This is a genomic window from Microcystis sp. M165S2 (assembly GCF_020245885.1).
Taxonomy (GTDB): domain Bacteria; phylum Cyanobacteriota; class Cyanobacteriia; order Cyanobacteriales; family Microcystaceae; genus Microcystis.
Window position 1 is genome coordinate 1 of sequence record NZ_JADBTZ010000340.1, and the last position, 22120, is coordinate 22120.

The following is a 22120-nucleotide window of genomic DNA, read 5'->3' on the forward strand; positions in this document are numbered from 1 at the left end:
ACAGATTAAACGGGTAAGAGTTGTTAGACGTGCTGACGGTTATTATTGCCAGTTTTTGATTGACGTAGAACGGCAAGAATACCATAAACCAACGGGACAAATAACAGGAATTGACTTAGGGTTAAAAGAATTTTATACTGATGCCCAAGGTAATACTGTAGAGAATCCACGTTATTTAAGAAAGTCAGAAAAACGACTTCAAAAAGCACAAAGGAGATTATCAAAACGATTTCGTCAAGGAAAGAAACAGTCTAACAACTATCACAAGCAACGGGTAAAAGTAGCTAAACTTCACTTGAAAGTATCAAGACAACGTAAAAACAAAGCAATTAAAGACGCTTTGGCGTTAGTCCAGTCTAATGATCTGGTAGTCTATGAAGCTTTAAAGGTAAGAAACTTAGTCAAAAACCGTAAGCTGTCTAAGTCGATTTCTGATGCTTCTTGGTATCAATTCACCGAATGGTTGAATTATTTTGCCAAGATTTATCGGATTGTTTGTGTTGCTGTACCACCGCATTTCACTTCTCAAGATTGTTCAGTTTGTGGAACAAGAGTTCAAAAAACATTAAGCACTAGAACTCATCAATGTCCTAACTGTAAAACAATCTTAGATAGGGATCATAATGCAGCAATAAATATTCTTAAAAAAGGGTTACAATATTTGGGAAATTATCTCAACGGTACTGTTGGGCAAACAGAAACCGACCCAAACGCCTTGGGAGAGTCCGGTCTCTGGATTTTCAGTGGAGACATTGAGAATCTAAGCTGTCTCGTTGAACAAGGAATTTCTAACAGCGATGGGTCAAGAATCCCCCGTCACAGCGTAGCTTGACGGTGGGAGTATGTCAATTAACTTAGCATTTTCCCGGCGATCGATGACTGCTCTGGAGAAATCAAAAATCTTCCGTTAGGTGAGGAGACAGGAGACTCCGAGACAGGAGACAGGAGATGGGGAGGTAAGGAGACAGGAGATAGGAGACAGGAAATGGGGAGGTAGGGAGATAGGAGATGGGGAGATGGGGAGATGAGGAGAAAAAAGACAAGAGACAACTATCCTAGCCATAAAACCGAAAATTATCGCAAATTTATCTGAGTTTTAAGATATTTTGAGCCGATAGCACCTCGAGAACTTACTTTTGCAGGAGGTCTAATACCAAATCCGGTTATTAAAGACTGATTATTTATTCCTCCTTTTGCCTCTTGCATGAGTGCCTATCCTCATAAGTGGCCTATAATCAACGGATTTATTATAAGGGACATTTAGAAAAGCTATAGTAGGGAAAAGGCTATTTTTCCGGCGAGGTGACAATTTATGGCAGTCAAAAAAGAGTTTTCCAGTTTTCAGGAACTGTTGCAAACCACTAATCTCCCCGTGTTAGTGGATTTCTATGCCACTTGGTGCGGTCCTTGTCAAATGATGGCTCCGATTCTAGAACAAACGGGAATGTATTTCAAAAATCGCCTACAAATTGTCAAAATTGATACAGACAAATATCCCAATTTAGCCAGTAAGTACGGTATTCAAGCTTTACCGACTTTAGTAGTCTTTAAAAATGGTCAACCGATCGATCGAATCGAGGGAGTGGTGCAGGTTAACCAACTGGTTCAACATTTACAAACTCTGTTGTAAGATAATTTTGAACCAGAACTAGGAGTTAGTGTCATGGCAAAGGCGATTTGGAATGGTGCAGTGGTAGCGGAAAGCGATAACTGCGAAATTGTCGAGGGAAACTACTATTTTCCCCCCGATACCATCAAAGCTGAATATTTTCAATCCAGTAACACCCATACCATTTGTTCTTGGAAAGGAGAGGCTAGTTATTATACTCTTAGGGTAGATGGACAGGACAATAAAGATGCCGCTTGGTATTATCCCGATCCTAAACCAAAAGCCCAAAATATTAAAGGATATATCGCTTTTTGGCGAGGTGTGCAGGTTGAGAAATGATCGCCATCTACCCCGGCAGCTTCGATCCAGTTACACTCGGTCATTTAGATATTATCGAACGCAGTGTGCCACTATTCGAGCGAGTAATCGTGGCAGTTCTTTGCAATCCCCATAAAAACCCCTTATTTACCGTCGAAAAACGCATAGAACAGATCAGTTACTGTACAAAACACCTGAAAAACGTTGAGATAGACAGTTTTTCAGGATTGACGGTTGAATATGCCAGATTGAAAGGCGCTAAGGTGCTGTTGCGGGGGTTGCGGGTCCTCTCAGACTTTGAAAAAGAACTGCAAATGGCCCATACCAATAAAACCCTCTGGGAAGGGATCGAAACGGTTTTTTTAGCCACCACCAAAGAATATAGTTTTTTAAGCAGTAGCGTGGTTAAAGAAATCGCTCAATTCGGTGGCTCCGTCACCCATCTAGTCCCAGAAAACGTTTCTAGAGATATTTACTCATACTACAGTTAACATACTAGAATACAGCAATGAGGACGATCTGAACCTATGGCGCGCCGAGAACCTAATGATCGCAGAAAAGCAGTACCTAACACTTCTAATAGTGGGGTTCCCAGTCCACCCGTCGATTTCGATATCTATCAGGATTTGGCGCGTCTGCAAGAGATGATTTTTGATAGTTTCCATATCCCCCTTACCCGTTGGACAATCATCGATGAGGGACAGATATCCGAACAGATCGATCTCATCTATGAAACCGTGCCACCGGCAGTACAGAAAGCTTTAGCAATTTTGCAGGAAGAACAGGAAATTATCACTAAAGCGGAGGAATACGCTCAACAAGTCCTTCGTTCCGCTCAACAAAGGGCTGCCCAAATTCTCGATGAGTCCGGTATTATTCAACAAGCAGAACGGCAGGCGGCCCAAATTCGTCAACGGGTTCAGCAGGAGTGTGAATCCTTGCAACAACAAACCCTCGATGAAATCGAACAGATGCGTCACAGCACCGTGCAGGAAGTGCAACAGTTACGACAAAAAACCCAAGCGGAATGTCATGAAATTCAAAAAGGCGCTGACGACTATGCTGAAGCAGTTTTAGAACATCTCGATCGAGAATTAGGGGAAATGTTACAAGTTATTCGCAACGGTCGTCAACAGGTAAGATCGAAACCAACATCGTCAAAAAATCTACCCGGAGAACGTCCTTAATCAGTGATCAGTGATCAGTGATCAGTTATCAGTTATCAGATGTAAGTTTTAAGTTAATTAGTTAGTTATCTTCATCTTTATCCCTGATTACTGTTTGCTTACCACTGAAAAGCAGCCAACCCCTAATATCTCACTAATAAATGATCACGGAATTTCATGAATAACCCCTCCTCGAATTCCCATCTATTCGGACGCTTTCTTAGCGGGTTATTCAGCTGGAAAATTTGGTTATTTGTCCAGATATTTCAAGGCAGTAAAAGCTTTTATCGATTCCTGTATCATTATTTATATCGTCGTCCTAAAATCGATCGCATTCTCGGTAGCGATGTCATCTATATTCCTGAGAAAAAACTTTATAGCATTCCCCTTGATGTGCTGAAAATGGAGCGGCAAATGGTTAATAGTGATCGCCAGCAGTTGACTTCTATTACTACTTGGAAAGTTAAAACGATTCATCCCACCATCACCGAAACCGAGATACAATTCCACGATATTACCGTCGATTTACAAAAGGTACACCTGATTAAATCAGACCTTGATAACTACGATTATACTAATACTCGCCGCTTGGCTCCTCTGGTGAAAACCTTGCTTTTTGAAATTAACCCCAAAATTGCCAGTTTAGTAGAAAAGAGAAATCAATTACATAGACTGCGAAATCTGGCCGCATCTTCCGAAATTTTTCATTCACAAACCCGATTGTACGATCGAGCAATTAATCAAGTCCAGCTAATTATTGATCAAGCGGAAACTTTGAGACAAGAATGTTTAAAATTTATCCGAGAAACCCTGATCGAACGGGAATTAGTGCAATCCGATATCGATACCAATCTCGTTGATTTGCCCCTCGATTTTGCTAGTCAATATCAACTAATTCAAGAAAAATATCAACTCTGGAAAGAAGAAGTACAAGCTTATTTTGAATTAAAAGATTCTTCCCTACCTAAAAATTAACTATCACCGTCAGTTATCAGTATTCAGGAGATTATTTTTATTTATTCTCCCTGCTCCTTTTTCCCCAGTTCCCACTTTCCTATACTTTTGAAACAGGATTTAGTATTATGTCAAGTTTAACGGCAATTCGTGAACATATTTTTGCTTGGGGAAAACGCACCTATATCATGGGTGTTTTAAACGTTACTCCCGATAGTTTTAGTGATGGGGGAGAATTTGACAATGTTGAAAATGCCCTGCTACAGGCAATGAAAATGATCGAGGCCGGGGCTGATATAATCGATATCGGGGGTCAATCCAGCCGTCCGGGAGCCGAAGAAATTAGCCTAGAAGCAGAATTATCGCGAGTTATCCCCGTAATCACTGCTATTCGACAACAAAGTTCTATTCCTATCTCTCTCGATACTACCCGGGCGATCGTGGCAGCCCAAGGTATCGCCGCTGGGGCCGATTTGATCAATGATATTTCTGGGGGAACCTTCGATCGCCTATTATTGCCCACGGTGGCTAAATTGGCCGTTCCCATCATCCTCATGCACCTGCGGGGCAATCCGCAAACCATGCAATCTTTAACACATTATGACGATTTAGTCAAGGAAATTAAAGAATTTTTACAGGATCGCGTTAAGGAAGCTTTACATTGGGGTATTGCTAGGGAAAATATTATCATCGATCCAGGGATTGGTTTTGCCAAAACCGGGACACAAAATCTTGAGTTATTGCGAGAATTAGGGCAATTTCGGGATTTAGACTTACCTATTTTAATTGGATTGTCGAGAAAACGCTTTATTGGCGAGATTACAGGCAAAGATGACCCAAAAGAACGAGTTTTCGGAACGGCGGCGGCCTGTGCAATAGCGATCGCTAAGGGGGCCGATATCCTGCGCGTCCATGATGTGGATGCGATCGTAGATGTGAGTAAAGTGGTGGACGCAATCGAGCGAAGTTGAAAATTTTTGCTAGTCTTAGAATCATCCACACTTCGATCGAAATCAGCGATGAATAGCCAACTAACTAGCGATCATTGTATGTTACCCGTGATTCGATCTCCCCGGGATTATCAAGTTTTTCGCATTAGTGCTGGGGATACGAATCGTTTAGCGATCGTCTTCGATTCTACCGTAGCGGGGGATTCCTTGACCGTTTGTGTGGAAATTTTCGATCCCCACGGTCGCACCCCTACCCATCGTCATCATTTTGCCGTAGAAATGTTTTTTATCCTCAAAGGGGAAGGAATGGCTATCTGTGATGGTAAACCGATTCCCCTAGGTCCGGGGGATAGTTTATTAGTCCGTCCCACAGGTATTCACGAGATTAGAAATGTGGGGGACGGAAGACTTTATGCACTATGTTTTATGGTTCCCAATGAGGATTTTTCGGAATTAATTCGTAATGGCATCCCAGAGGAGTTAGACGCAGAAGATTTAGAGGTGTTGATGGGAACTATTAAAGGATAATCAAGCAATATCATCCCTTAAATTTTGGGCTTTTTTTCTAGAAAGAGGGCGATAAAAAAGGTAAAGGTTCCTCCCAGAAGTCCGAAGATTAGCCAATTTAATCTTGGATAGCCTTTATTGATAGCGATGACTGTAGCAATGCCACCGATGAGACAATGCCAGAAAAAAAGCAACAAGAATAAATCCAAGCTCAGGGAAATATCACCAATTAGTTTCATATTTTCTCAGTAGAGCGATAGAGTTAATTGTTTAGATAGCAAATCTCTAGAATTTTTCCAATGACCGAATCCCTGACCCGATTTTATGTTTATTAACCTTTATAAGTATTTCTCTTATTTTTTTGTCCAAGGCCATTTTGTTCCCATCTCGGTTAAAGCTGAAAAAACTAGATAGAGAATGAGAAGGGCAACACAAAAGAGAAAAGTCAATAAGTCGTTATTCATCGAGTTATCGCTGATAGCCTAAAGGTCACTGATTCGCTACTATTCATTTTACCACTACTTAGCAATTACTGCTTTTCTAGACTGTTGAAACAGGATTGATTATTGTTGCTGTTGTGCCAAATAGTTAAGCACTGTTTCCAGATTCAAGTCTAAGCGTTCCGAGATTTGTTGCGGGGTTAAACCGAGGTCTTGCAGTAGAGGAATTGTTTTCAATTTTTGCAAGTTTATTCCCTGTTCAATTCCCCGTTCAATTCCCTGTTCAATTCCCTGTTCAATTCCCCGTTCAATTCCCTGTTCAATTCCATCTCCAAAAGCTTCTTGATAGAAACGAGTTTGTTTTAGGTCTTGCAGTTCCAACATAGCTTCAATTTCCTCTCGACTTTTTTGGGGTAATTTATAAATGATTATCGTTTCGATTAAATCAATGACATTTTTCTGTACTAAGCGATCGCTCACTTCTCTTTGAGCCTGTTTAATTAAAATCTTAGCAGAATTGATAGCTTGACTCTCACTTTCCGTAACCAATTTGATCATGGCGATCCCTAAGGAAGGAGTCTCGTCATTTGGCAATTCATCCAGATAGATTCTTTTAACCCTTGCTAGGGATAAAAAATCGGCAAATTGCGGGGATGTTCTCGCTCAATTTCTCGGCTAGGATAAATAACAACTATCTGCCACGGTGACAAAGGTTTATACTGTCTAAGATACAAGAAAAGTTCCGAAAATAATCGATAATATAGGTCTTCATCCTTTTGAAACTGCACTTCTACCAGATAAAAGGGCGAATTTTCTAGATGATCGAGCGGCAAAAATAAACCATCCAATCGAAAAGCTAGTTGTTTAACTTCTTGGGAAGTAAATCGATAATTGCTAACGATAGCATCGGGTTGAGCGATTAATTCAAAGAACGAATCGGGAAAATCGAGAAACATTCGATAGAATATGCTGTCAGTTTTCATGCTGCCACAAAATTGCCTGTAATTTCAGCTTAATCTGCCTATGATCATCCCATCGTTTCTGCAACCCGGTGCTAAAGTTTCTCTGGTGGCCACCAGTGGAGCCGTCAAGGAATTAGCCGCCCTAGAAAAAGGCGTAGAAATCTGGCGATCGAGGGGTTATCAAGTGGAATTGAGCGATAATTGGGCTAATCGTCTCGGTTATCTCGCTGGTAGCGACGAGCAACGTCGTCAAGCTTTAGCCCAAGCATGGCAAGATCCCGATTGTCAAGCAATTCTCTGCGCTAGGGGGGGTTACGGTAGCGCTCGCCTCTTGGAAAATTGGACATGGGCAAAAACTAACCCGAAATGGTTAATCGGTTTTTCCGACGTGACGGGGATTTTATGGAGTTTAGCGAAACAGGGTATTTGTAGCGTTCACGGGGCAGTTTTAACCACCTTAGCCCAAGAAAGTCCCCAATCAATCGATCGCCTCTTTTCTCTTCTGGAAGGTCGTCCTTTAGCCCCTCTTGTCGGTCAAGGTTGGGGTGGGGGCAAAGTGCGGGGACGCTTATTACCAGCTAATTTAACCGTAGCCACCCATCTCCTCGGAACCTCGGTTCAACCCACCCTAGAGGGGGTAATTTTAGCCCTAGAGGACGTAACCGAGGCCCCCTACCGGATCGATCGAATGTTAACTCAGTGGCGAATGCTGGGCATTTTCTCCCAAATTAAAGGCATTGCTCTCGGTCGTTTTAGCCGTTGTCTGGCAGCCCCCGACAGTGATAGTCAAACCGTAGAGGAAGTCTTAAAAGAGCGTTTGGGCGATTTAGGCATTGCGGTTATTGCTGAGTTACCTTTCGGTCATGATGGCGATAATGCCGCTTTACCGGTGGGAACAATGGTAGAACTGGACGGGGATCGGGGAATCTTAGAATTTTTCTATCCCCAATGATCCACTTTTTTGATAGTATCTTAGAGAAGTGTTAACAAATGTAACAAAAAATTAATTATAGATGAAAGTATTAGTTGTCGGTGCGACAGGAACCCTAGGGCGACAGATCGTGCGTCATGCCATCGATCAGGGACATCAAGTGCGTTGTTTGGTACGCAGTCAGAGAAAAGCGGCTTTTTTGAAGGAATGGGGCGCAGAATTAGTCGGGGGAACCCTACGGGATAAGAGTACCATTATTGCCGCTTTAGAGGGAATGGACGCGGTGATCGATGCCGCTACTGCCCGGGCGACGGACTCAGCCAGCATTAAACAGGTGGATTGGGATGGTAAAGTTAATCTGATTCAAGCGGCCAAAACTGCGGGAGTTGATCGCTTTATTTTCTTTTCGATTCTCAATGCCGAAAAATATCCCAACGTGCCTTTAATGGAGATAAAACGCTGTACAGAGAAATTTCTAGCAGAATCGGGGTTAAAATATACAATTCTGCGTCCCTGTGGCTTTATGCAGGGTTTAATCGGTCAATACGCCATCCCGATGTTAGATAATCAAACGGTCTGGATCACGGGGGAAAGTACAGCAATCGCCTACATGGACACCCAAGATATCGCCAAATTCGCCGTTCGCGCCCTAGAAGTCCCCGAAACCGTCGGTCAATCCTATCCTGTGGTGGGCAGCAAAGCTTGGAAAGCTGAAGAAATTATCGAAGTTTGCGAACGCTTATCGGGTAAAGAGGGGAAAATTTGGCGTTTACCCATGGGATTACTGCGTTTTATGCGGGGAATAAGCCGTTGTTTCCAATGGACTTATAATATATCTGACCGACTAGCTTTTGCGGAAGTTCTCGCTAGTGGTCAAGCTCTTGATGGCCCAATGGAAGAAGTTTATCAAGTATTTGGCCTTGATCCGAGTCAAACAACTACTTTAGAATCCTATTTACAAGAATACTTTAGCCGCATTCTCAAGAAGCTCAAGGAAATCGACTTCGAGAAACAAAAAGCTCAGAAGAAGAAGAAAACTCCTTTCAAAAAGAAAGCGTGAACCAGCAGTAGGAAAATTTGTCAATGCCCAAAATCGGCATTATTTACAACGATATTAAGCCTATCGCTTGTAAAACAGCCCATCAGATACAAGATCAGCTACTTTCTTTAGGTTGGCAGGTGTTTATGGCTACTGGCAGCGGTGGCCTGCTAGGCCATTCCAAACCCTCTCGTCCGGTTTGTTTTACCCCGATCGATCAGTTAGTCCCCCCCCACTTCGATCAGGATTTAAGTTTTGCGATCGTGTTGGGGGGCGATGGTACAGTCCTATCGGCGGCCCGGCAGTTGGCCACCCTCAATTTGCCCCTGTTAACGGTCAATACGGGACACATGGGCTTTTTGACCGAAATTTACCTAAATCAGCTTGAACCCGCCTTAGAGCAGGTTTTAGAGGGGAATTACACCATCGAAAATCGCTCGATGATCACGGTGCGACTGTTTCGCGAAGATACCCTCCTCTGGGAGGCACTTTCTCTCAATGAGGTGGTCGTCCACCGGGAACCCCTCACCAGTATGTGTCATTTTGAGATTCAAATTGGTGAACACGCACCCGTCGATATCGCTGCCGATGGGGTGATTCTCTCCACTCCTACCGGTTCTACTGCCTATGCTCTCAGCGCCGGGGGTCCGGTAATAACTCCCGATGTGCCGGTATTACAATTAGCTCCCATTTGTCCCCATTCTTTAGCTTCGAGGTCTTTGGTATTTTCTGACAAGGAAACGGTAAATATTTTCCCAGCAACTGCTAATCGGATGGTGATGGTAGTGGACGGTAATGGCGGTTCTTATATCTTGCCAGAAGATCGAATTAATGTGCAGAAATCGCCCCACCAAGTCCATTTTATTCGTCTGCAATCCACGGAATTCTTCCGCATCCTCCGGGAAAAATTAGGTTGGGGTTTACCTCATATTGCTAAACCAACTTCGGTGGAATTACCTTAATCAGTTATCAGTTATCAGTGATCAGTTATCAGATGTGAGCTTTCAGTTCACTGATTACTGGTTACTGTTTACTGATAGCTTAATTTATGATCCCTTTTCGTGCCAAAATAGCTTTTTATTTAGAGGATGTCACCACGGCGATCGGACTGACGGTAAATCTGCTTATCTTGGCATTAATTTTACTATCTTTGGGGATCTATGTGGCTCAAACCTATCCCTTATCCGTCACTTGGCAAATGTGGTTACGTCAGCTTGATTGGGGAATTTTAAGCTTATTTTCCCTAGAGTATTTAATTCGGTTTTGGTGTGCGGAATCAAAACTAGGCTTTGTTTTTAATATTTTTTCCATTCTAGATTTATTGTCAATTTTGCCCCTATTTTTTGGTTTTTTTGATATTAGATTTTTTAGAATTTTTCGCTGGTTTAGAATTTTGCGAGTGATTCGTTTTTTTGGTTCCGATCTTTCTATTTTTCGGATTAAAACTTCCGATCAGATAGTATTTACTCGCATATTACTAACTCTATTTTCGATTATTTTTGTCTATGCAGGTTTAATTTATCAGATCGAACACCCAATTAATCCCCAAGTTTATCGGACATTTTTTGATGCTTTTTACTTTGCTGTCGTGACTATGACTACCGTGGGATTTGGGGATGTAACTCCCCTTTCTGATGGGGGCAAAATGGTGGCAGTTTTAATGATTTTAACGGGAGTTTTGTTAATTCCCTTGCAAATTAGCGATCTGACTAAACAACTATTAAAATCTGGCACTCAAATTGATTATCCTTGTCCAGATTGTGGTTTACCCCGTCACGATATAGATGCCAATTTTTGTAAAAACTGTGGGGCAAAACTCTTAAAAAAACCTGATTGAGACTAATTCTGGCGAAATTCAGGAGCCGGTCGCCGGTCGTCAGGAGATTATTTTTATTTATTCTCCCCACTCCCCCACTTCCCCACTTCCAATCCGTCTAAATGTTAAGTTAAGTATCGAAGAGCGGCCGTTTCATCACCCAGTAGTAATATAATCACTGAGTTATCAACTTTGATCCTTGAGTATGACTGCATTCACCACAACCCCCACCCTTGCCAATTTGCCCGCCAGTGACAGCCGTAGCCGCGTCAGTGAATTTATGAAATCCCTACAGGATGAAATTTGTCAGGGATTAGAAGAAGTGGATGGACAAGCAAAATTTATCGAAGATAGTTGGCAACGGCCCGAAGGTGGCGGCGGACGTTCGCGAGTTTTGCGGGAAGGGGCAATTTTTGAACAAGCAGGGGTGAATTTTTCGGAAGTTTGGGGGAAAGAATTACCTCCTAGCATTGCCAAACAACGGCCCGAGGCTGCTGGTCATGAATTTTATGCCACGGGAACCTCGATGGTCTTGCATCCTCGCAATCCTTATATTCCCACAGTTCACCTCAATTATCGCTATTTTGAAGCAGGTCCGGTTTGGTGGTTTGGCGGTGGTGCTGATTTAACTCCCTACTATGCTTTTGAAGAAGATGCTAGTCATTTTCACCGCACTTTTAAACAGGTTTGCGACCAACATCATCCCGAATATTATCCCGTTTTTAAACGCTGGTGTGATGAATATTTTTATCTCAATCATCGTCAGGAAGCCAGAGGCATCGGCGGGATTTTCTTTGATTATCAAGACGGTTTAGACCCTCTCTATCGTGGTCCTTTTGCCGAAAGTGATGCCGCTATCTATTCAGAAAAATTATCTCCCCAACAACCCCGCAACTGGGAAGAAATTTTTAGTTTCATTAATGACTGTGGCCGAGCTTTTCTACCCGCTTACGTTCCTATTGTCCAGAAACGGCACTCGACGGAATACGGTGACAGAGAACGTCAGTTTCAACTCTATCGTCGCGGTCGTTATGTAGAATTTAATTTAGTTTATGATCGTGGCACAATTTTTGGGCTGCAAACTAACGGTCGTACCGAGTCGATTTTGATGTCTTTACCTCCTTTAGTCCGTTGGGAATACTGTTATCAACCTGCACCAAACACCCCAGAAGCAAAACTCTATGATGTCTTCCTAAAACCCCAAGATTGGGTTAATTGGCAAGCTTAAATCAGTTATCAGTTATCAGTTACCAGTTATCAGTTACCAGTTACCAGTTATCAGTTATCAGTTATCAGTTATCAGTTATCAGTTATCAGTTATCAGTTATCAGTTATCAGTTATCAGTTATCAGTTATCAGTTACCAGTTACCAGTTACCAGATTTGAGTTTTAAGTGAGCATTATGTATTAAGTGAGCAGTATTAAATAGCAGTTTCCTACTGTCTTTTTACTGTTTACTGTTCACTGATCACTGATCACTGATCACTGTTTACTGATCACTGATTACTGATCACTGATTACTGTTCACTGTTCACTGAAAATACTTTCCACACCCTTGTCAAGTAAATAAATCTAAAAATTTTGGCTAATTTTTGGACACCTCTCCATACTCGTCTGGAAACCACGGTGAAAAAGGGACAATTACTACCTAAAAATGCGTCTCTGTTAGTGGCATTGTCGGCAGGTCAGGATTCCCTCTGTTTAGGGCAATTATTGCTGGATTTGCGCTCTCGTTGGGGTTGGCAACTAGCGATCGCTCATTGTGATCACCGTTGGTCCTCCGACCGAGGATTAGTCACTCATGTGCGGGAAATCGCCGAAATTTGGCAATTACCTGTTTATATTACCACCGCACCCCCCATGGCGGAAACTGAAGCCAAGGCCAGACAATGGCGTTATCAAGCTTTACAAACAATAGCCCAACAACAGGGTTTTAATTATCTTCTCACGGCACACACGAGGAGCGATCGAGCGGAAACTTTTCTTTATAATCTCATGCGCGGGGCAGGTAGTGATGGACTTTCTGCCTTAACTTGGTTGACAAGTTTAACCCCAGATATTTTTTTAGTCCGTCCCCTCTTAAATGTCACTCGCGGGGAAACTTTGGCTTTTTGTCAAAGTCGAGAATTACCGATCTGGTACGATCGAGCTAATGAGAATTTACGCTATGCTCGCAATCGCATCCGTCAGGAATTATTACCCTACCTGCAAACTAATTTAAATCCCCAAATCGAAAAACATCTCGCCCAAACTGCCGAAATTTTGGAAGCAGAAAGCGATTATTTAGATAGTATTGCCCAGGATATTTTTCGCCAGGTTATCGATCTAGATCAACAAAGACTCGATCGCTCCCCTTTACAAATTCTACCTCTAGCGATACAAAGACGAGTGATTCGTTTATTTTTGGCTCAATATTTACCCTCATCCCCTAATTTTGCCGAAGTTGAGTCAGTGGTTAATCTCATTACCGGTGTTAATCGCGATGCCACTTCCTCCTTAACCGGCAAAATTCGAGTAGAAGTACAACAAAATTGGCTATATATCAGTGATCAGTGATCAGTTATCAGTTATCAGTTATCAGATTACAGTTTTAAGTGGACAGTGTTAATAGTAATACAATTAAACTAAAAATAAAATTGGCGTAGAATAATGAGCGAAACTAAAGTAATTGATCGAGAAAGTTTACTGGTCAATCTCCGGCAACAACTGCGAGCCGGACAACAGGAATTAGCCGATTGGCAAGGGGGAAAAATGGCCATTTCTGCGGTGCCGGGGGCAGGAAAATCCCACAGTTTGGCCGTAGCTGCCGCTATGGTTATTGCTCGTGAGCAACTTCATGCTAAAAAACAGTTAATTATTGTCACCTATACGCGCTCGGCTGCCGCTAGTATTAAAGCTAAAATTAAACAACGCTTGCAAGATTTACAACTTTCGTCCCAAGGTTTCAGCGTCCAAACTCTGCACGGACTGGCCCTACAATTGGCCCGTCGTTACTCGGAATTATCGGGATTAGACCTCGAATCTTCTACCTTAGTTATTCCGACTCCTAGCCACAGAATTATTAGAAACTCGGTGGAAAAATGGCTAATTACTGACCCAATCCGTTATCAAAAGTTATTAGAAGGAGTGGAATTTGATGGGGAAGAAACAGAAAGATTACGCCGTCAATCGGTGTTGAGAACCGAAATTTTACCTAGTCTTGCCTATACGGCCATTCATGAGCTAAAAAGTTCGGGATTATCACCGCAGCAAGTCTGGGAATTAAGCCACTACACCGACGATAATTATCAAATTCTCGCTATTGCTAGTGGTTTGTACCAACAGTATGAAATCCTGATGCGTCAGAAAAACTATATAGATTATGATGACATGATTTTAGGAGCCTTGCGAGTATTAGATGAAGAAAAAATTCGCCGACAATGGCAAAAATCTGTCTTTGGAGTCTTTGAAGATGAGGCACAGGATTCTAGTCCTCTCCAAGAAAAACTAATTACTATTTTAGCAAAAAATAATGACGGGGAAATACCTAATTTAATTCGCGTGGGCGATCCCAATCAAGCGATTAATTCTACCTTTACCCCTGCCGATCCTGTTTACTTTAATTGGTTTTGTGAAAGTTGTCAAAACGAAGGCAATTTATCGACTATGAACCAAGCAGGTCGCAGCAATACTAAAATTATTGAAGCTGCTAATTTAGTTTTACAATGGGTCGATCGAGATTGGAAACAGGGAAAAGATAATCATAAAGTTACCGAGGCTCCTTTTCGAGTTCAAGCGATTCTTCCCGTCAGTGCCGAAGATCCCCAACCTAATCCAGTTAAGGAGGGAAAAGGATTAGAAATTTATCAACCCGATGACATTTATCAAACAGTGGAATTAATTGAAAAACGTCTAGTTAAATTACTCCAAGAAAATCCTCAACATAATGCGGCTATCCTCGTTAGAGAAAATCGACAGGGACACTTTTTTGCTCAAAAATTTGCCCATTTTTATAAAAGTTATCAAATCAGACTTTTTGAAGCTAACGAGATCGATCGCTTTTCCCAAATTCCCGCCGAAATGCTGAAACTATTAGCTTTTGTCGAACGTCCCCACTCTCCCGATTATCTCAAGGGGGCTTTAGAAGTGCTACAATTTAGGGGTTTAATTACTGCCCAAGACTTAAATCCTTTAGTTACCTATCCCGAACAATTTCTTTATCCCACTCCCCTCGATCCTGAACTCAAATCTAACGAAAAAATCGCCCGTCGTTATTGCTGCAGTTTACTAAAAGCTAGATTAGAATTACCCCATTATCAACTCTTATCTTTTTTCGCTATGACTCTCCAATATTCGGGGTCAGAATTAGCCACTTTGCAAAAATTAAACGCCCGTATTGATCAGGAAACTGCCGGTAATAGTTCTCTAAAAAATACAATTAATACTCTCAATGAAATTATCGCCTCCGAGCGCTTTGAAGGAGTGGAAGAAGATAACGACGATTGTTATACTCGTCCCGGACAACTGACGATTATTACTATGCACAAAGCCAAGGGTTTAGACTGGGATTATGTTTTTATTCCCTTTCTTCACGAAGATATTATCCCGGGCAAACCTTGGGTTCCCAATGGGGCAAAATTTTTGGGAGATTTTACCCTCGCAGAAGTGTCCCGGGCGCAAATTCGAGCAGCAGTTCATCAACGCTATTTAAACCCCGACAGCATACCAATTATTCCCCCACCTTTAAGCGCTTGGTTAGAAGCTGGACAACTTAAAAAAGCTGAAGAATACCGACTTTTGTATGTAGCGATGACGCGAGCAAAAAGACTTTTATGGATGTCGAGTGAAAAAAAAGCTCCTTTTCGTTGGAACACTTTTCGCGGGGATGAAAGTAGTCAATTACAGGATAAAAATCCCTGTCCTGTCTTTCCTGTTTTAATCAATGCTTTCCCCGATTCTTTCTGTGTTTAACTGTTGCTGCAGCGTCCGCGGATAAAGAATTAGGAAGACAAACCACCAAAGGAGTATGGGAATAGATAGGAGTAGAGTTAACCAGAGACGCTGGGTTAAAAACCAACACCCAGCAATCAGGGTAATTCCTGTCAACAGAATCGACCAAGGTTGACACCAACGGGGTTTGTGGTCCCAAACGTTATCGGATTTCGAGTTAGACATTGGTTACGGATCAGTAATTTAAGTAGTAGGACAAAATTAACTTCTTGGTTAGGATAGGCAAAAGGCAAGAGGTGGTTAGATATGTCTAATTAATTCTGTCTGGCTAGTTACTAACTCAATTTTAGAGCGATCGAGCTTAAAAAACACCTAGGAAGACCGAAAGAGTAAAAAATTACTCGATTTACTTATTTAAAAATAACTCCCTGCAATCATACCCGCTAATAAAATAAAACCGACCCAAACATTTTGACCGAACATTTGACCATAAACTGGTTTAGGTAAATCCGATTGACGTAACAGCCGGTATTGACGCAACCAAGCGATCGCAGCTAGACCCAACCCTAGCCAAAAAGAGGCTGATAATTGCAGTTTTTGCCCCTCCCAAGCCAATAGACCCACTGTCAGGGCAAAAAAGACCCCCACAGCTTCCGGGGCGTATTTGCCGAAAAATATGGCACTAGAGTTAATACCAACCTTGAGATCATCCTCTCGATCGGACAGAGCATAAATTGTATCAAATGCCAATGTCCAAAAAATCACCGCTCCCCATAATATAAATGTATTACTATTTAACGACCCGGTGACGGCACTCCAACAGATTAAAACGGCAAAACCCCAAGCGAGAGAAAGAACCAATTGGGGTACAGGAAAAAAACGCTTGGCCAGAGGATAGCAGATAATCAAGGGAACGGCGGCTAAACATAGGCAAAAACTCAGGAAATTGAGATATAAAGCTAAAATTGCGGCAGAAAAGAAAGCAATCAGAGCGATAATCAGACCAACCTTGATCGATAAAGCTCTGGCCGCTAAAGGACGGTTACGGGTGCGATCGACTTGTGGATCGATATCCCGATCCCAAAGATCGTTAACTACACAGCCGGCGGCGCTAGTGGCCAAAGTTCCCAAAATGATCACCCCGATCAAGGGTAGCGGTGGCACCCCGTCTGCCGCCAAAAATACCGCCCATAAAGCGGGAATCATCAAAATTAACCTACCGGCGGGTTTATCCCAGCGCAAGAGGCGAATAATCGTCATCCAAGTGGGTTCTAGATCGGGTTGGGATATAGTCATAATTTCTCGTCAAAAGTAGAAACTAGGAGTTAACGGGGAGATGGGGAAGTGGGGTGTGGGGTGTGGGGTGTAGGGTGTGGGGTGTAGGGTGTAGGGTGTGGGGAGCAGGGAGAACAAAGCTGCCTCTTGCCTTTTGACTTTTGCATGAGTGCCTTTTGCCTTTCCTAACCAAGAAGTTAATTTTGCACGACTACTTACTTAACCTGATTACCAGCCCCAACTATTGGGAACGCCTTTAAACGGACCAACCACATCGGAGGTTATCCATCCCCCGTAAAAGTTGCCCGGTTGCGGTTGTACTAATTCGCCGTCGGCATAACAAGCGGTCATTTTGGCGGGATAAAAAGCCAGATAATCCTTAATTGCCTGAAACTCTGGTGTTGGCTCCGGATAATACCAAGCGGCGTTAATTACCTGTTGGTCGCCAACGGTGATATTGTAATATCCCGCTAGACCTTTCCACTCACAAAAAGACTTTTCTGCTGTCGCTTGCAGGTATTCCATTTTAATATCTTGGGGTGGTAGATAATAAACTGGGGGATGACTGGTTTCTAGAACTCGATAACTGCTTTTAGTATCGGCAATTATCACACCATTAAAGATAATTTTTAGGTGTTTAGGCGATAATTCTAGGCGCGGGGGACGCGGATAATCCCAGACGGATTCCTGTCCTGCTTTTGCTGGTATCGGTTGGGGACGAAACATAATTTTTCAAGTTTATAGTATTCAGTTATCAGTTATCAGTTATCAGTTTTGAGTTTTAAGTGATCATCATCAAATGGCAGTTTACTGCTGTCTTTTCACTGCTTACTGTTTACTGCTCACTGCTCACTGCTCACTGCTCACTGCTCACTGTTTACTGAAAAGAGTTTTCTCAGGGTTTCCACTCGCTCTCGATTGACATTTAAATCCGATTCTCCTAACCGGGAGGCCGAGCGAACATCGATCGCATTTTTGTTAGGATTGAGAGAAAATTCCAGATCATCGACAAATCCCATCCATTGACTGCTAAATTCGGCGTAGAGATAGTTACTATCTTGGTTAATAATTTTAGTTCTCGGTTGGGAAGCGATAATTTTAGCTAATTGCTCGATCGCTTCTTGGCCGCTACCCTGATAACTAAGGGGTTCGATCGAATGAGCCTGATCCTGACTCTGACTACTAACACAATTAGGAGTGACCGGACAAGGGGCCAGTTTACCCTCCCTGACTCCCAAATAATCGGGACGAGTACCTGCGAATAAACTGACGCTATCGGGAGCAATTAACCTAATTCCTAGCCAGATGAGCAGTATTACTAGGAAAATAAACGGGGTTAGCCGGAAAGATTTTTTCACCGTGTCGGAAGTTTCAGTCATGCTAGTCTTACAGAATCACTTCAATTAACTTAACATTGATAGGTGTGACAATATCAGGAGATAGAATAAGATGTTTCTCGATGAATTACAACCCGTTGTTAAAGAACTGATTCAACAACCGATCGCTTTTTTCGGTGGTTTTGCCTCGGGATTACTGCGCTTGAAACTTTCGGACGATCCCCTCAAAAAATGGTTGGAACAGCAGGGATTAGTCAGTTTTAACGACAATAATCAGGATAACGGCAACAGTCCCCAGTCGATCTCGATCGATTAGGGATTAGGAGTTAGCTGTTGGGGATAAGGGTATTCTCCCATCCCCAACACCCCCCGCTTACCACCCCATCAGCTTAACTTTCGGCTGAAAGTAGATAAATTTCCTCGGCTACTCGTTTTAAGCGTCTTAATTGCGCTTCCATATCCTTTTTCGTCCATTTGGCGGCGAATTGCTGGAATCCCCACCCCACAACTGGATTAGGAATGGCAAACTCAAAACGATTGATTAGACAAGTGCCGCGATCATTGGGTTGACATTCCCAGCGATCGCAACCGCGAAAAAAGCCTTCAAATTGCCAGACAATTAACCCCGGTTCTCTCTCAATCACCGTACTTTTCAGCGTCGGCTGAATTAGGGGGATTTGAATCAAAAAACGACTTCTACCACCGATATCGGTCTTCCAATCCCCGATAGGTTCACAAACTAACACCGGATTCAACCAGCGACGCATTAACTCTAAATCCGTGATACAACGCTCCACCGTCGTGGCACTAGCTTTAATCTGAATTGATTGTTCAAATACTTGACAAGATGACATTGATCTGCTTATAAATTGCTGGCTGAGAATTTCAGTAGTCGGACAAAAATAAAGTTAACTGTTTAGACAAGGCAACAGTAAGGGTTTTGTACTTGGTTACATTTCTTAACATTGAAGTATAACCTAATTTGCTACCCAAAACGAAAACTTCCTACCTCACCATTAAGATAACTGCTCTCAAGCTCACTTTTTCACTAGCTTGAGCAACTCTCGAAAACGTTGGCGTAAACCCTCGATATTAACTGATAATAACATTGGTATCGATAACAAAGCGTTTAGTCATCTTCATTTAAGAGAGATTCTAAAATTTCAGGGGTTAATCCTTTCTCTTGTGCTTTTTGTCCAATAGTATCCATCGTTTTATATAATTTGTCCAGAGATTCTTTTCTAGATAAATTTGAAGATTGAACATAAAAAGCGATTTTTTTTCTGCTATTTTTTGGCGTTCTTCTTCGGTTGCATTTCAATAATTTTGAGCAACGTTTAAGGGAACTTTGATTTTAATTTCTGTTTGATAGTTTGTCATAATTATATTTTCTTAGTTTAGTAGTAAAGAAATTTAGTTGAAATTAATAGCTTCCCTTCAGCCAGCGTTACAGTTTAGAAGTTTCAGTTACTCTAGCGCATTGTTAAACCGATTGTCAAGTTTAGTTACTCTCAATTTAAGATATGTAATTTACTTTGGTTGCGAAAAACCAGAGCCGCTAGTGTAAGTATTCTTCAGTGCCTGGACTAAATCTAGAGATGACGTTGGGGGAAGGATAATGCAGGAACGGTAAATAAATTTGGCTGAGTTGCTTGCTATGATTAGGGGTAATTATTAACACTTCTTAAAGAGCGAGTGGGAAAATGAGGCAAGTCATTGTACATCGAGACGAAGATGGCTATTGGATTGTGGAGTGTCCAAGTCTCAAAGGCTGTGTTAGTCAGGGAAAAACGAAAGAAGAAGCCTTGATTAATATAAAAGAGGCGATTACCGGTTATATTGCGGCTTTAGCGGAAGACGGCCTGCCGATTCCAGCAATTATTAGAAACGCCGAAGTCTAACCATTATGAGCGGAATTAATCGCGAGATTTTTCTTGACGCTAAGCATATTTCTAAACATCTACCGAATACTCCACAATCACGGAGATTACTGTTACGAGGACGAGCTATTCATGTGTTTAAAGATGAAGATACAATGCTACGAGTTATTCAGGCTATCATGGAAAGGGGTGAATACACGGGTAATGTTCGAAACTATGAGCGCTATGGGCTATTCTTTGCCGAAGCGATTGGTTGTCGTATCAGCCCAGATGGTTTAAAGTCTTCTTTATTCTACGGCGAGGTTAAGATTAATGCAAACAACCAATATCACGCAATTCCTCGAACCCGACCTAGTGAAGGATAATTGGCGCTTCCTAGAAGTTTGGGTGGATTCCATGCAGTCCCCTCCCTATATCCTGCTAGTGTTGATCGATAAGGCGAGGGGGTGTTATGTTTTTGATCCTGCTGAAAAGTACCGTCTCGTCAAGGCGTTTCCAGATTATGAAGAGGCTCAACTCTGGCTCTTGGAAGATGAATACGAACCGATTGAAGGACGATTATCTAGTGAGGAAAGCGCTTAGATTTGCTTAAACTTGTCGTTTGGAATGAAGTCAGAATATCCACTGACCAGCGCCGTTAGGGTAAGCGCCGAGATAGTTACGAATGGAGTCAGGTTTGGGTAATTGGCGCTAGGATGATCGGAGGATTTTCTTTCGGCGCTGGTAGAAAACAATTAGGAGGATTTATGATCCCGGTTAATGAGGCTCAACAAAAGTTGCAGGATTTGATTGATTCAGTGACTGTTTCCCACGAACCCATTATTATTGAGGGATGCGATGGTAATGCAGTTTTGCTATCTGAAGGGGATTGGAAATCGGTACAAGAAACGTTATATCTCCTCTCAATTCCGGGGATGCGAGAATCCATTCGGGAGGGACTGGCAACGCCGGTTGAAGAATGTGCTGAGGAGCTAGAATGGTAGGGTGGAAATTGGTTTACACCAAACAGGTGCAGAAAGACGCTAAGAAGCTTAATTCTAGTCATTTAAAAAATAAAGCGCAGATGTTGCTTGACATTCTTCAGGTCAATCCATTCCAAAATCACCCGCCTTAGGAAAAGTTAGTGGGAGATTTGAATGGTGTGTACTCTCGGCGAATAAGCATTCAGCATCGTCTTGTGTACGAAGTTATTCAATCTGAGGGTATAGTTAAAATCCTGCGGATGTGGACACATTATGAGTAGCGTTAAGACATCGTTACATCGTGGACTCCCGTTAGGGTAAGCACCGGAAAAAAAGCTATTTTTTGTCAGGAAAAGCTTTTCTTAAATTTGCTATCCGAAGTTCTAAAATCATTCATCGTCATCCGCCGCCAATTCAAAAATGAAACACATCAACCTCAAAAACATCATCTGAAGCGGCGAGGGTGATGCTTACGATAGGGAAAATTTTCACCTGTCTCCCCACACTTAGAAAGCTCTCCAATTGCTCGGATTAACAGTAAAACTAGGAAAACAAAGGAAAAAATACTCAACAGGATAAAACCAAGATGTAGAAAGGCTTCTCTGTACCTCATCCATACGGTAACAATTATAATCATACCCAAATCATCATGTATTGAATAGACATCTTCAAGAATAAGGCGGCCACACCACCCAAAGTGCCTTAAGTTCGGAAAATTTGATTTTTGGCACCATATATATGGTACCTTTCTTCTTAGAGTTTAGGTTTTCTCAACTCTTGCTGGATTCAGTACGATTTGATCCACGTAAAGGTTATGGCTAGGTTCAATTAAAAACTTGATTGCCTGAAAAACGTCAGAGCGGGAGACTGCTGCTTCATAAGCAAAATTTGCTTCACGGATATTACTGGCTCTTCGTTACTCTTTATGCTAAATCAACAGACAAGATGCCAAGATAACATACTTCTAACCCAAAAATTCCGAAAGTTTCTAAAGCCATAGCCTCTTCGTTTTATTAGTTTAAGTTTATTGTTGATTCCCTCGACC

28 protein-coding genes and 2 pseudogenes are annotated in these 22120 nt (G+C 42.2%); 21 read left to right on the plus strand and 9 right to left on the minus strand.

The window, feature by feature from the left end:
• From IM479_RS16875 to IM479_RS16910, 8 genes are all read left to right on the plus strand, one after another.
• A partial coding sequence (locus IM479_RS16875) for an RNA-guided endonuclease InsQ/TnpB family protein (protein WP_287699504.1) occupies positions 1–832 on the plus strand: 832 nt, incomplete at its 5' end.
• A gap of 480 nt (positions 833–1312) precedes the next feature.
• Positions 1313–1630 carry a thioredoxin gene (gene trxA, locus IM479_RS16880; RefSeq protein WP_149979133.1) on the plus strand — a complete coding sequence of 106 codons (318 nt, stop codon included), beginning with the start codon at positions 1313–1315 and terminating at the stop codon, positions 1628–1630.
• A gap of 33 nt (positions 1631–1663) precedes the next feature.
• Positions 1664–1948 (plus strand): DUF427 domain-containing protein, encoded by a 285-nt coding sequence (locus tag IM479_RS16885; protein ID WP_045360724.1) that lies wholly within the window; start codon positions 1664–1666, stop codon positions 1946–1948.
• Positions 1945–2418, plus strand: a complete 474-nt coding sequence (gene coaD / locus IM479_RS16890) for a pantetheine-phosphate adenylyltransferase (protein WP_002758057.1) — start codon at positions 1945–1947, stop codon at positions 2416–2418. Before IM479_RS16885 ends, coaD begins: the two co-directional genes overlap by 4 nt.
• Positions 2419–2454: 36 nt before the next feature.
• Positions 2455–3114 (plus strand): ATP synthase subunit B family protein, encoded by a 660-nt coding sequence (locus IM479_RS16895; protein ID WP_287684135.1) that lies wholly within the window; start codon positions 2455–2457, stop codon positions 3112–3114.
• A 156-nt stretch (positions 3115–3270) separates the two neighbouring features.
• Positions 3271–4068, plus strand: coding sequence for a hypothetical protein (locus IM479_RS16900; protein ID WP_287684134.1), 798 nt, complete (start codon positions 3271–3273; stop codon positions 4066–4068).
• A gap of 107 nt (positions 4069–4175) precedes the next feature.
• Positions 4176–5018 carry a dihydropteroate synthase gene (folP, locus tag IM479_RS16905; protein ID WP_287076026.1) on the plus strand — a complete coding sequence of 281 codons (843 nt, stop codon included), beginning with the start codon at positions 4176–4178 and terminating at the stop codon, positions 5016–5018.
• Between the two features lie 48 nt (positions 5019–5066).
• Complete coding sequence (locus IM479_RS16910; protein WP_002758047.1) at positions 5067–5525, plus strand: cupin domain-containing protein; 459 nt, start codon at positions 5067–5069, stop codon at positions 5523–5525.
• 17 nt (positions 5526–5542) lie between these two features.
• Here IM479_RS16910 and IM479_RS16915 read toward each other — a convergent pair whose 3' ends face one another.
• Both IM479_RS16915 and IM479_RS16920 read right to left on the minus strand, forming a co-directional pair.
• Positions 5543–5743, minus strand: a complete 201-nt coding sequence (locus tag IM479_RS16915) for a hypothetical protein (protein WP_036389287.1) — start codon at positions 5741–5743, stop codon at positions 5543–5545.
• A 324-nt stretch (positions 5744–6067) separates the two neighbouring features.
• Positions 6068–6927 (minus strand): annotated as a pseudogene (locus IM479_RS16920) (Rpn family recombination-promoting nuclease/putative transposase).
• 40 nt (positions 6928–6967) lie between these two features.
• Here IM479_RS16920 and IM479_RS16925 point away from each other — a divergent pair.
• From IM479_RS16925 to IM479_RS16955, 7 genes are all read left to right on the plus strand, one after another.
• Positions 6968–7858 (plus strand): S66 peptidase family protein, encoded by an 891-nt coding sequence (locus IM479_RS16925; RefSeq protein ID WP_287684133.1) that lies wholly within the window; start codon positions 6968–6970, stop codon positions 7856–7858.
• A 61-nt stretch (positions 7859–7919) separates the two neighbouring features.
• The gene (locus IM479_RS16930) at positions 7920–8897 is read left to right on the plus strand and encodes an SDR family oxidoreductase (RefSeq protein ID WP_286826662.1); all 978 of its coding nucleotides are present in this window, start codon (positions 7920–7922) and stop codon (positions 8895–8897) included.
• A gap of 23 nt (positions 8898–8920) precedes the next feature.
• The gene (locus IM479_RS16935; protein ID WP_046663339.1) at positions 8921–9838 is read left to right on the plus strand and encodes an NAD(+) kinase; all 918 of its coding nucleotides are present in this window, start codon (positions 8921–8923) and stop codon (positions 9836–9838) included.
• An 86-nt stretch (positions 9839–9924) separates the two neighbouring features.
• A complete protein-coding gene (locus tag IM479_RS16940) occupies positions 9925–10713 on the plus strand; it encodes an ion transporter (protein WP_286826661.1) in 789 nt (262 codons plus the stop codon).
• Between the two features lie 184 nt (positions 10714–10897).
• Positions 10898–11920 carry an oxygen-dependent coproporphyrinogen oxidase gene (gene hemF, locus IM479_RS16945; protein ID WP_286826660.1) on the plus strand — a complete coding sequence of 341 codons (1023 nt, stop codon included), beginning with the start codon at positions 10898–10900 and terminating at the stop codon, positions 11918–11920.
• Between the two features lie 353 nt (positions 11921–12273).
• The gene (gene tilS, locus IM479_RS16950; protein WP_287684131.1) at positions 12274–13248 is read left to right on the plus strand and encodes a tRNA lysidine(34) synthetase TilS; all 975 of its coding nucleotides are present in this window, start codon (positions 12274–12276) and stop codon (positions 13246–13248) included.
• A 93-nt stretch (positions 13249–13341) separates the two neighbouring features.
• The gene (locus IM479_RS16955) at positions 13342–15642 is read left to right on the plus strand and encodes an ATP-dependent helicase (protein ID WP_287684130.1); all 2301 of its coding nucleotides are present in this window, start codon (positions 13342–13344) and stop codon (positions 15640–15642) included.
• Here IM479_RS16955 and IM479_RS16960 read toward each other — a convergent pair.
• The 4 genes from IM479_RS16960 to IM479_RS16975 all read right to left on the minus strand — a co-directional run bounded on the left by IM479_RS16960 (position 15607) and on the right by IM479_RS16975 (position 18275).
• Positions 15607–15846: a DUF6737 family protein gene (locus tag IM479_RS16960; protein ID WP_158200090.1), complete on the minus strand. Its 240-nt coding sequence runs from the start codon at positions 15844–15846 to the stop codon at positions 15607–15609. The genes IM479_RS16955 and IM479_RS16960 overlap by 36 nt on opposite strands.
• 189 nt (positions 15847–16035) lie before the next feature.
• A complete protein-coding gene (locus IM479_RS16965) occupies positions 16036–16917 on the minus strand; it encodes a 4-hydroxybenzoate solanesyltransferase (RefSeq protein ID WP_287684129.1) in 882 nt (293 codons plus the stop codon).
• Positions 16918–17124: 207 nt separating this feature from the next.
• Positions 17125–17622 (minus strand): DUF427 domain-containing protein, encoded by a 498-nt coding sequence (locus tag IM479_RS16970; protein WP_287676109.1) that lies wholly within the window; start codon positions 17620–17622, stop codon positions 17125–17127.
• A 137-nt stretch (positions 17623–17759) separates the two neighbouring features.
• On the minus strand, positions 17760–18275 hold the full coding sequence (locus tag IM479_RS16975) for a DUF1499 domain-containing protein (RefSeq protein ID WP_287684127.1): 516 nt from the start codon (positions 18273–18275) through the stop codon (positions 17760–17762).
• A 70-nt stretch (positions 18276–18345) separates the two neighbouring features.
• On the opposite strand from IM479_RS16975, the gene IM479_RS16980 reads away from it, so the two are divergent.
• Positions 18346–18549, plus strand: coding sequence for a ssl0294 family protein (locus IM479_RS16980; protein WP_002737727.1), 204 nt, complete (start codon positions 18346–18348; stop codon positions 18547–18549).
• A 73-nt stretch (positions 18550–18622) separates the two neighbouring features.
• On the opposite strand, the gene IM479_RS16985 is transcribed toward IM479_RS16980, so the two are convergent.
• Together IM479_RS16985 and IM479_RS16990 are read right to left on the minus strand one after the other, a co-directional pair.
• Positions 18623–19087: an SRPBCC family protein gene (locus IM479_RS16985; protein WP_287076046.1), complete on the minus strand. Its 465-nt coding sequence runs from the start codon at positions 19085–19087 to the stop codon at positions 18623–18625.
• A gap of 275 nt (positions 19088–19362) precedes the next feature.
• Positions 19363–19613, minus strand: a pseudogene (locus IM479_RS16990) (hypothetical protein).
• Positions 19614–19936: 323 nt separating this feature from the next.
• Here IM479_RS16990 and IM479_RS16995 point away from each other — a divergent pair.
• The 5 genes from IM479_RS16995 (at position 19937) to IM479_RS23090 (ending at position 21356) form a co-directional block, all read left to right on the plus strand.
• Entirely contained in the window at positions 19937–20134 is a 198-nt protein-coding gene (locus tag IM479_RS16995; protein ID WP_149107899.1) for a type II toxin-antitoxin system HicB family antitoxin, read from the plus strand.
• A 5-nt stretch (positions 20135–20139) separates the two neighbouring features.
• Positions 20140–20478 (plus strand): DUF6972 family protein, encoded by a 339-nt coding sequence (locus IM479_RS23085; RefSeq protein ID WP_002803289.1) that lies wholly within the window; start codon positions 20140–20142, stop codon positions 20476–20478.
• Positions 20426–20695: a hypothetical protein gene (locus IM479_RS17000; protein WP_002736772.1), complete on the plus strand. Its 270-nt coding sequence runs from the start codon at positions 20426–20428 to the stop codon at positions 20693–20695. Before IM479_RS23085 ends, IM479_RS17000 begins: the two co-directional genes overlap by 53 nt.
• A gap of 113 nt (positions 20696–20808) precedes the next feature.
• Positions 20809–21096, plus strand: a complete 288-nt coding sequence (locus tag IM479_RS17005; protein WP_287684126.1) for a type II toxin-antitoxin system Phd/YefM family antitoxin — start codon at positions 20809–20811, stop codon at positions 21094–21096.
• A gap of 140 nt (positions 21097–21236) precedes the next feature.
• Entirely contained in the window at positions 21237–21356 is a 120-nt protein-coding gene (locus tag IM479_RS23090; protein WP_502845703.1) for a type II toxin-antitoxin system YoeB family toxin, read from the plus strand.
• A gap of 652 nt (positions 21357–22008) precedes the next feature.
• Here the strand turns inward: IM479_RS23090 and IM479_RS17015 are convergent.
• Positions 22009–22120: transposase (locus IM479_RS17015; RefSeq protein ID WP_071784045.1), on the minus strand; the 112-nt coding region annotated here is incomplete at its 5' end.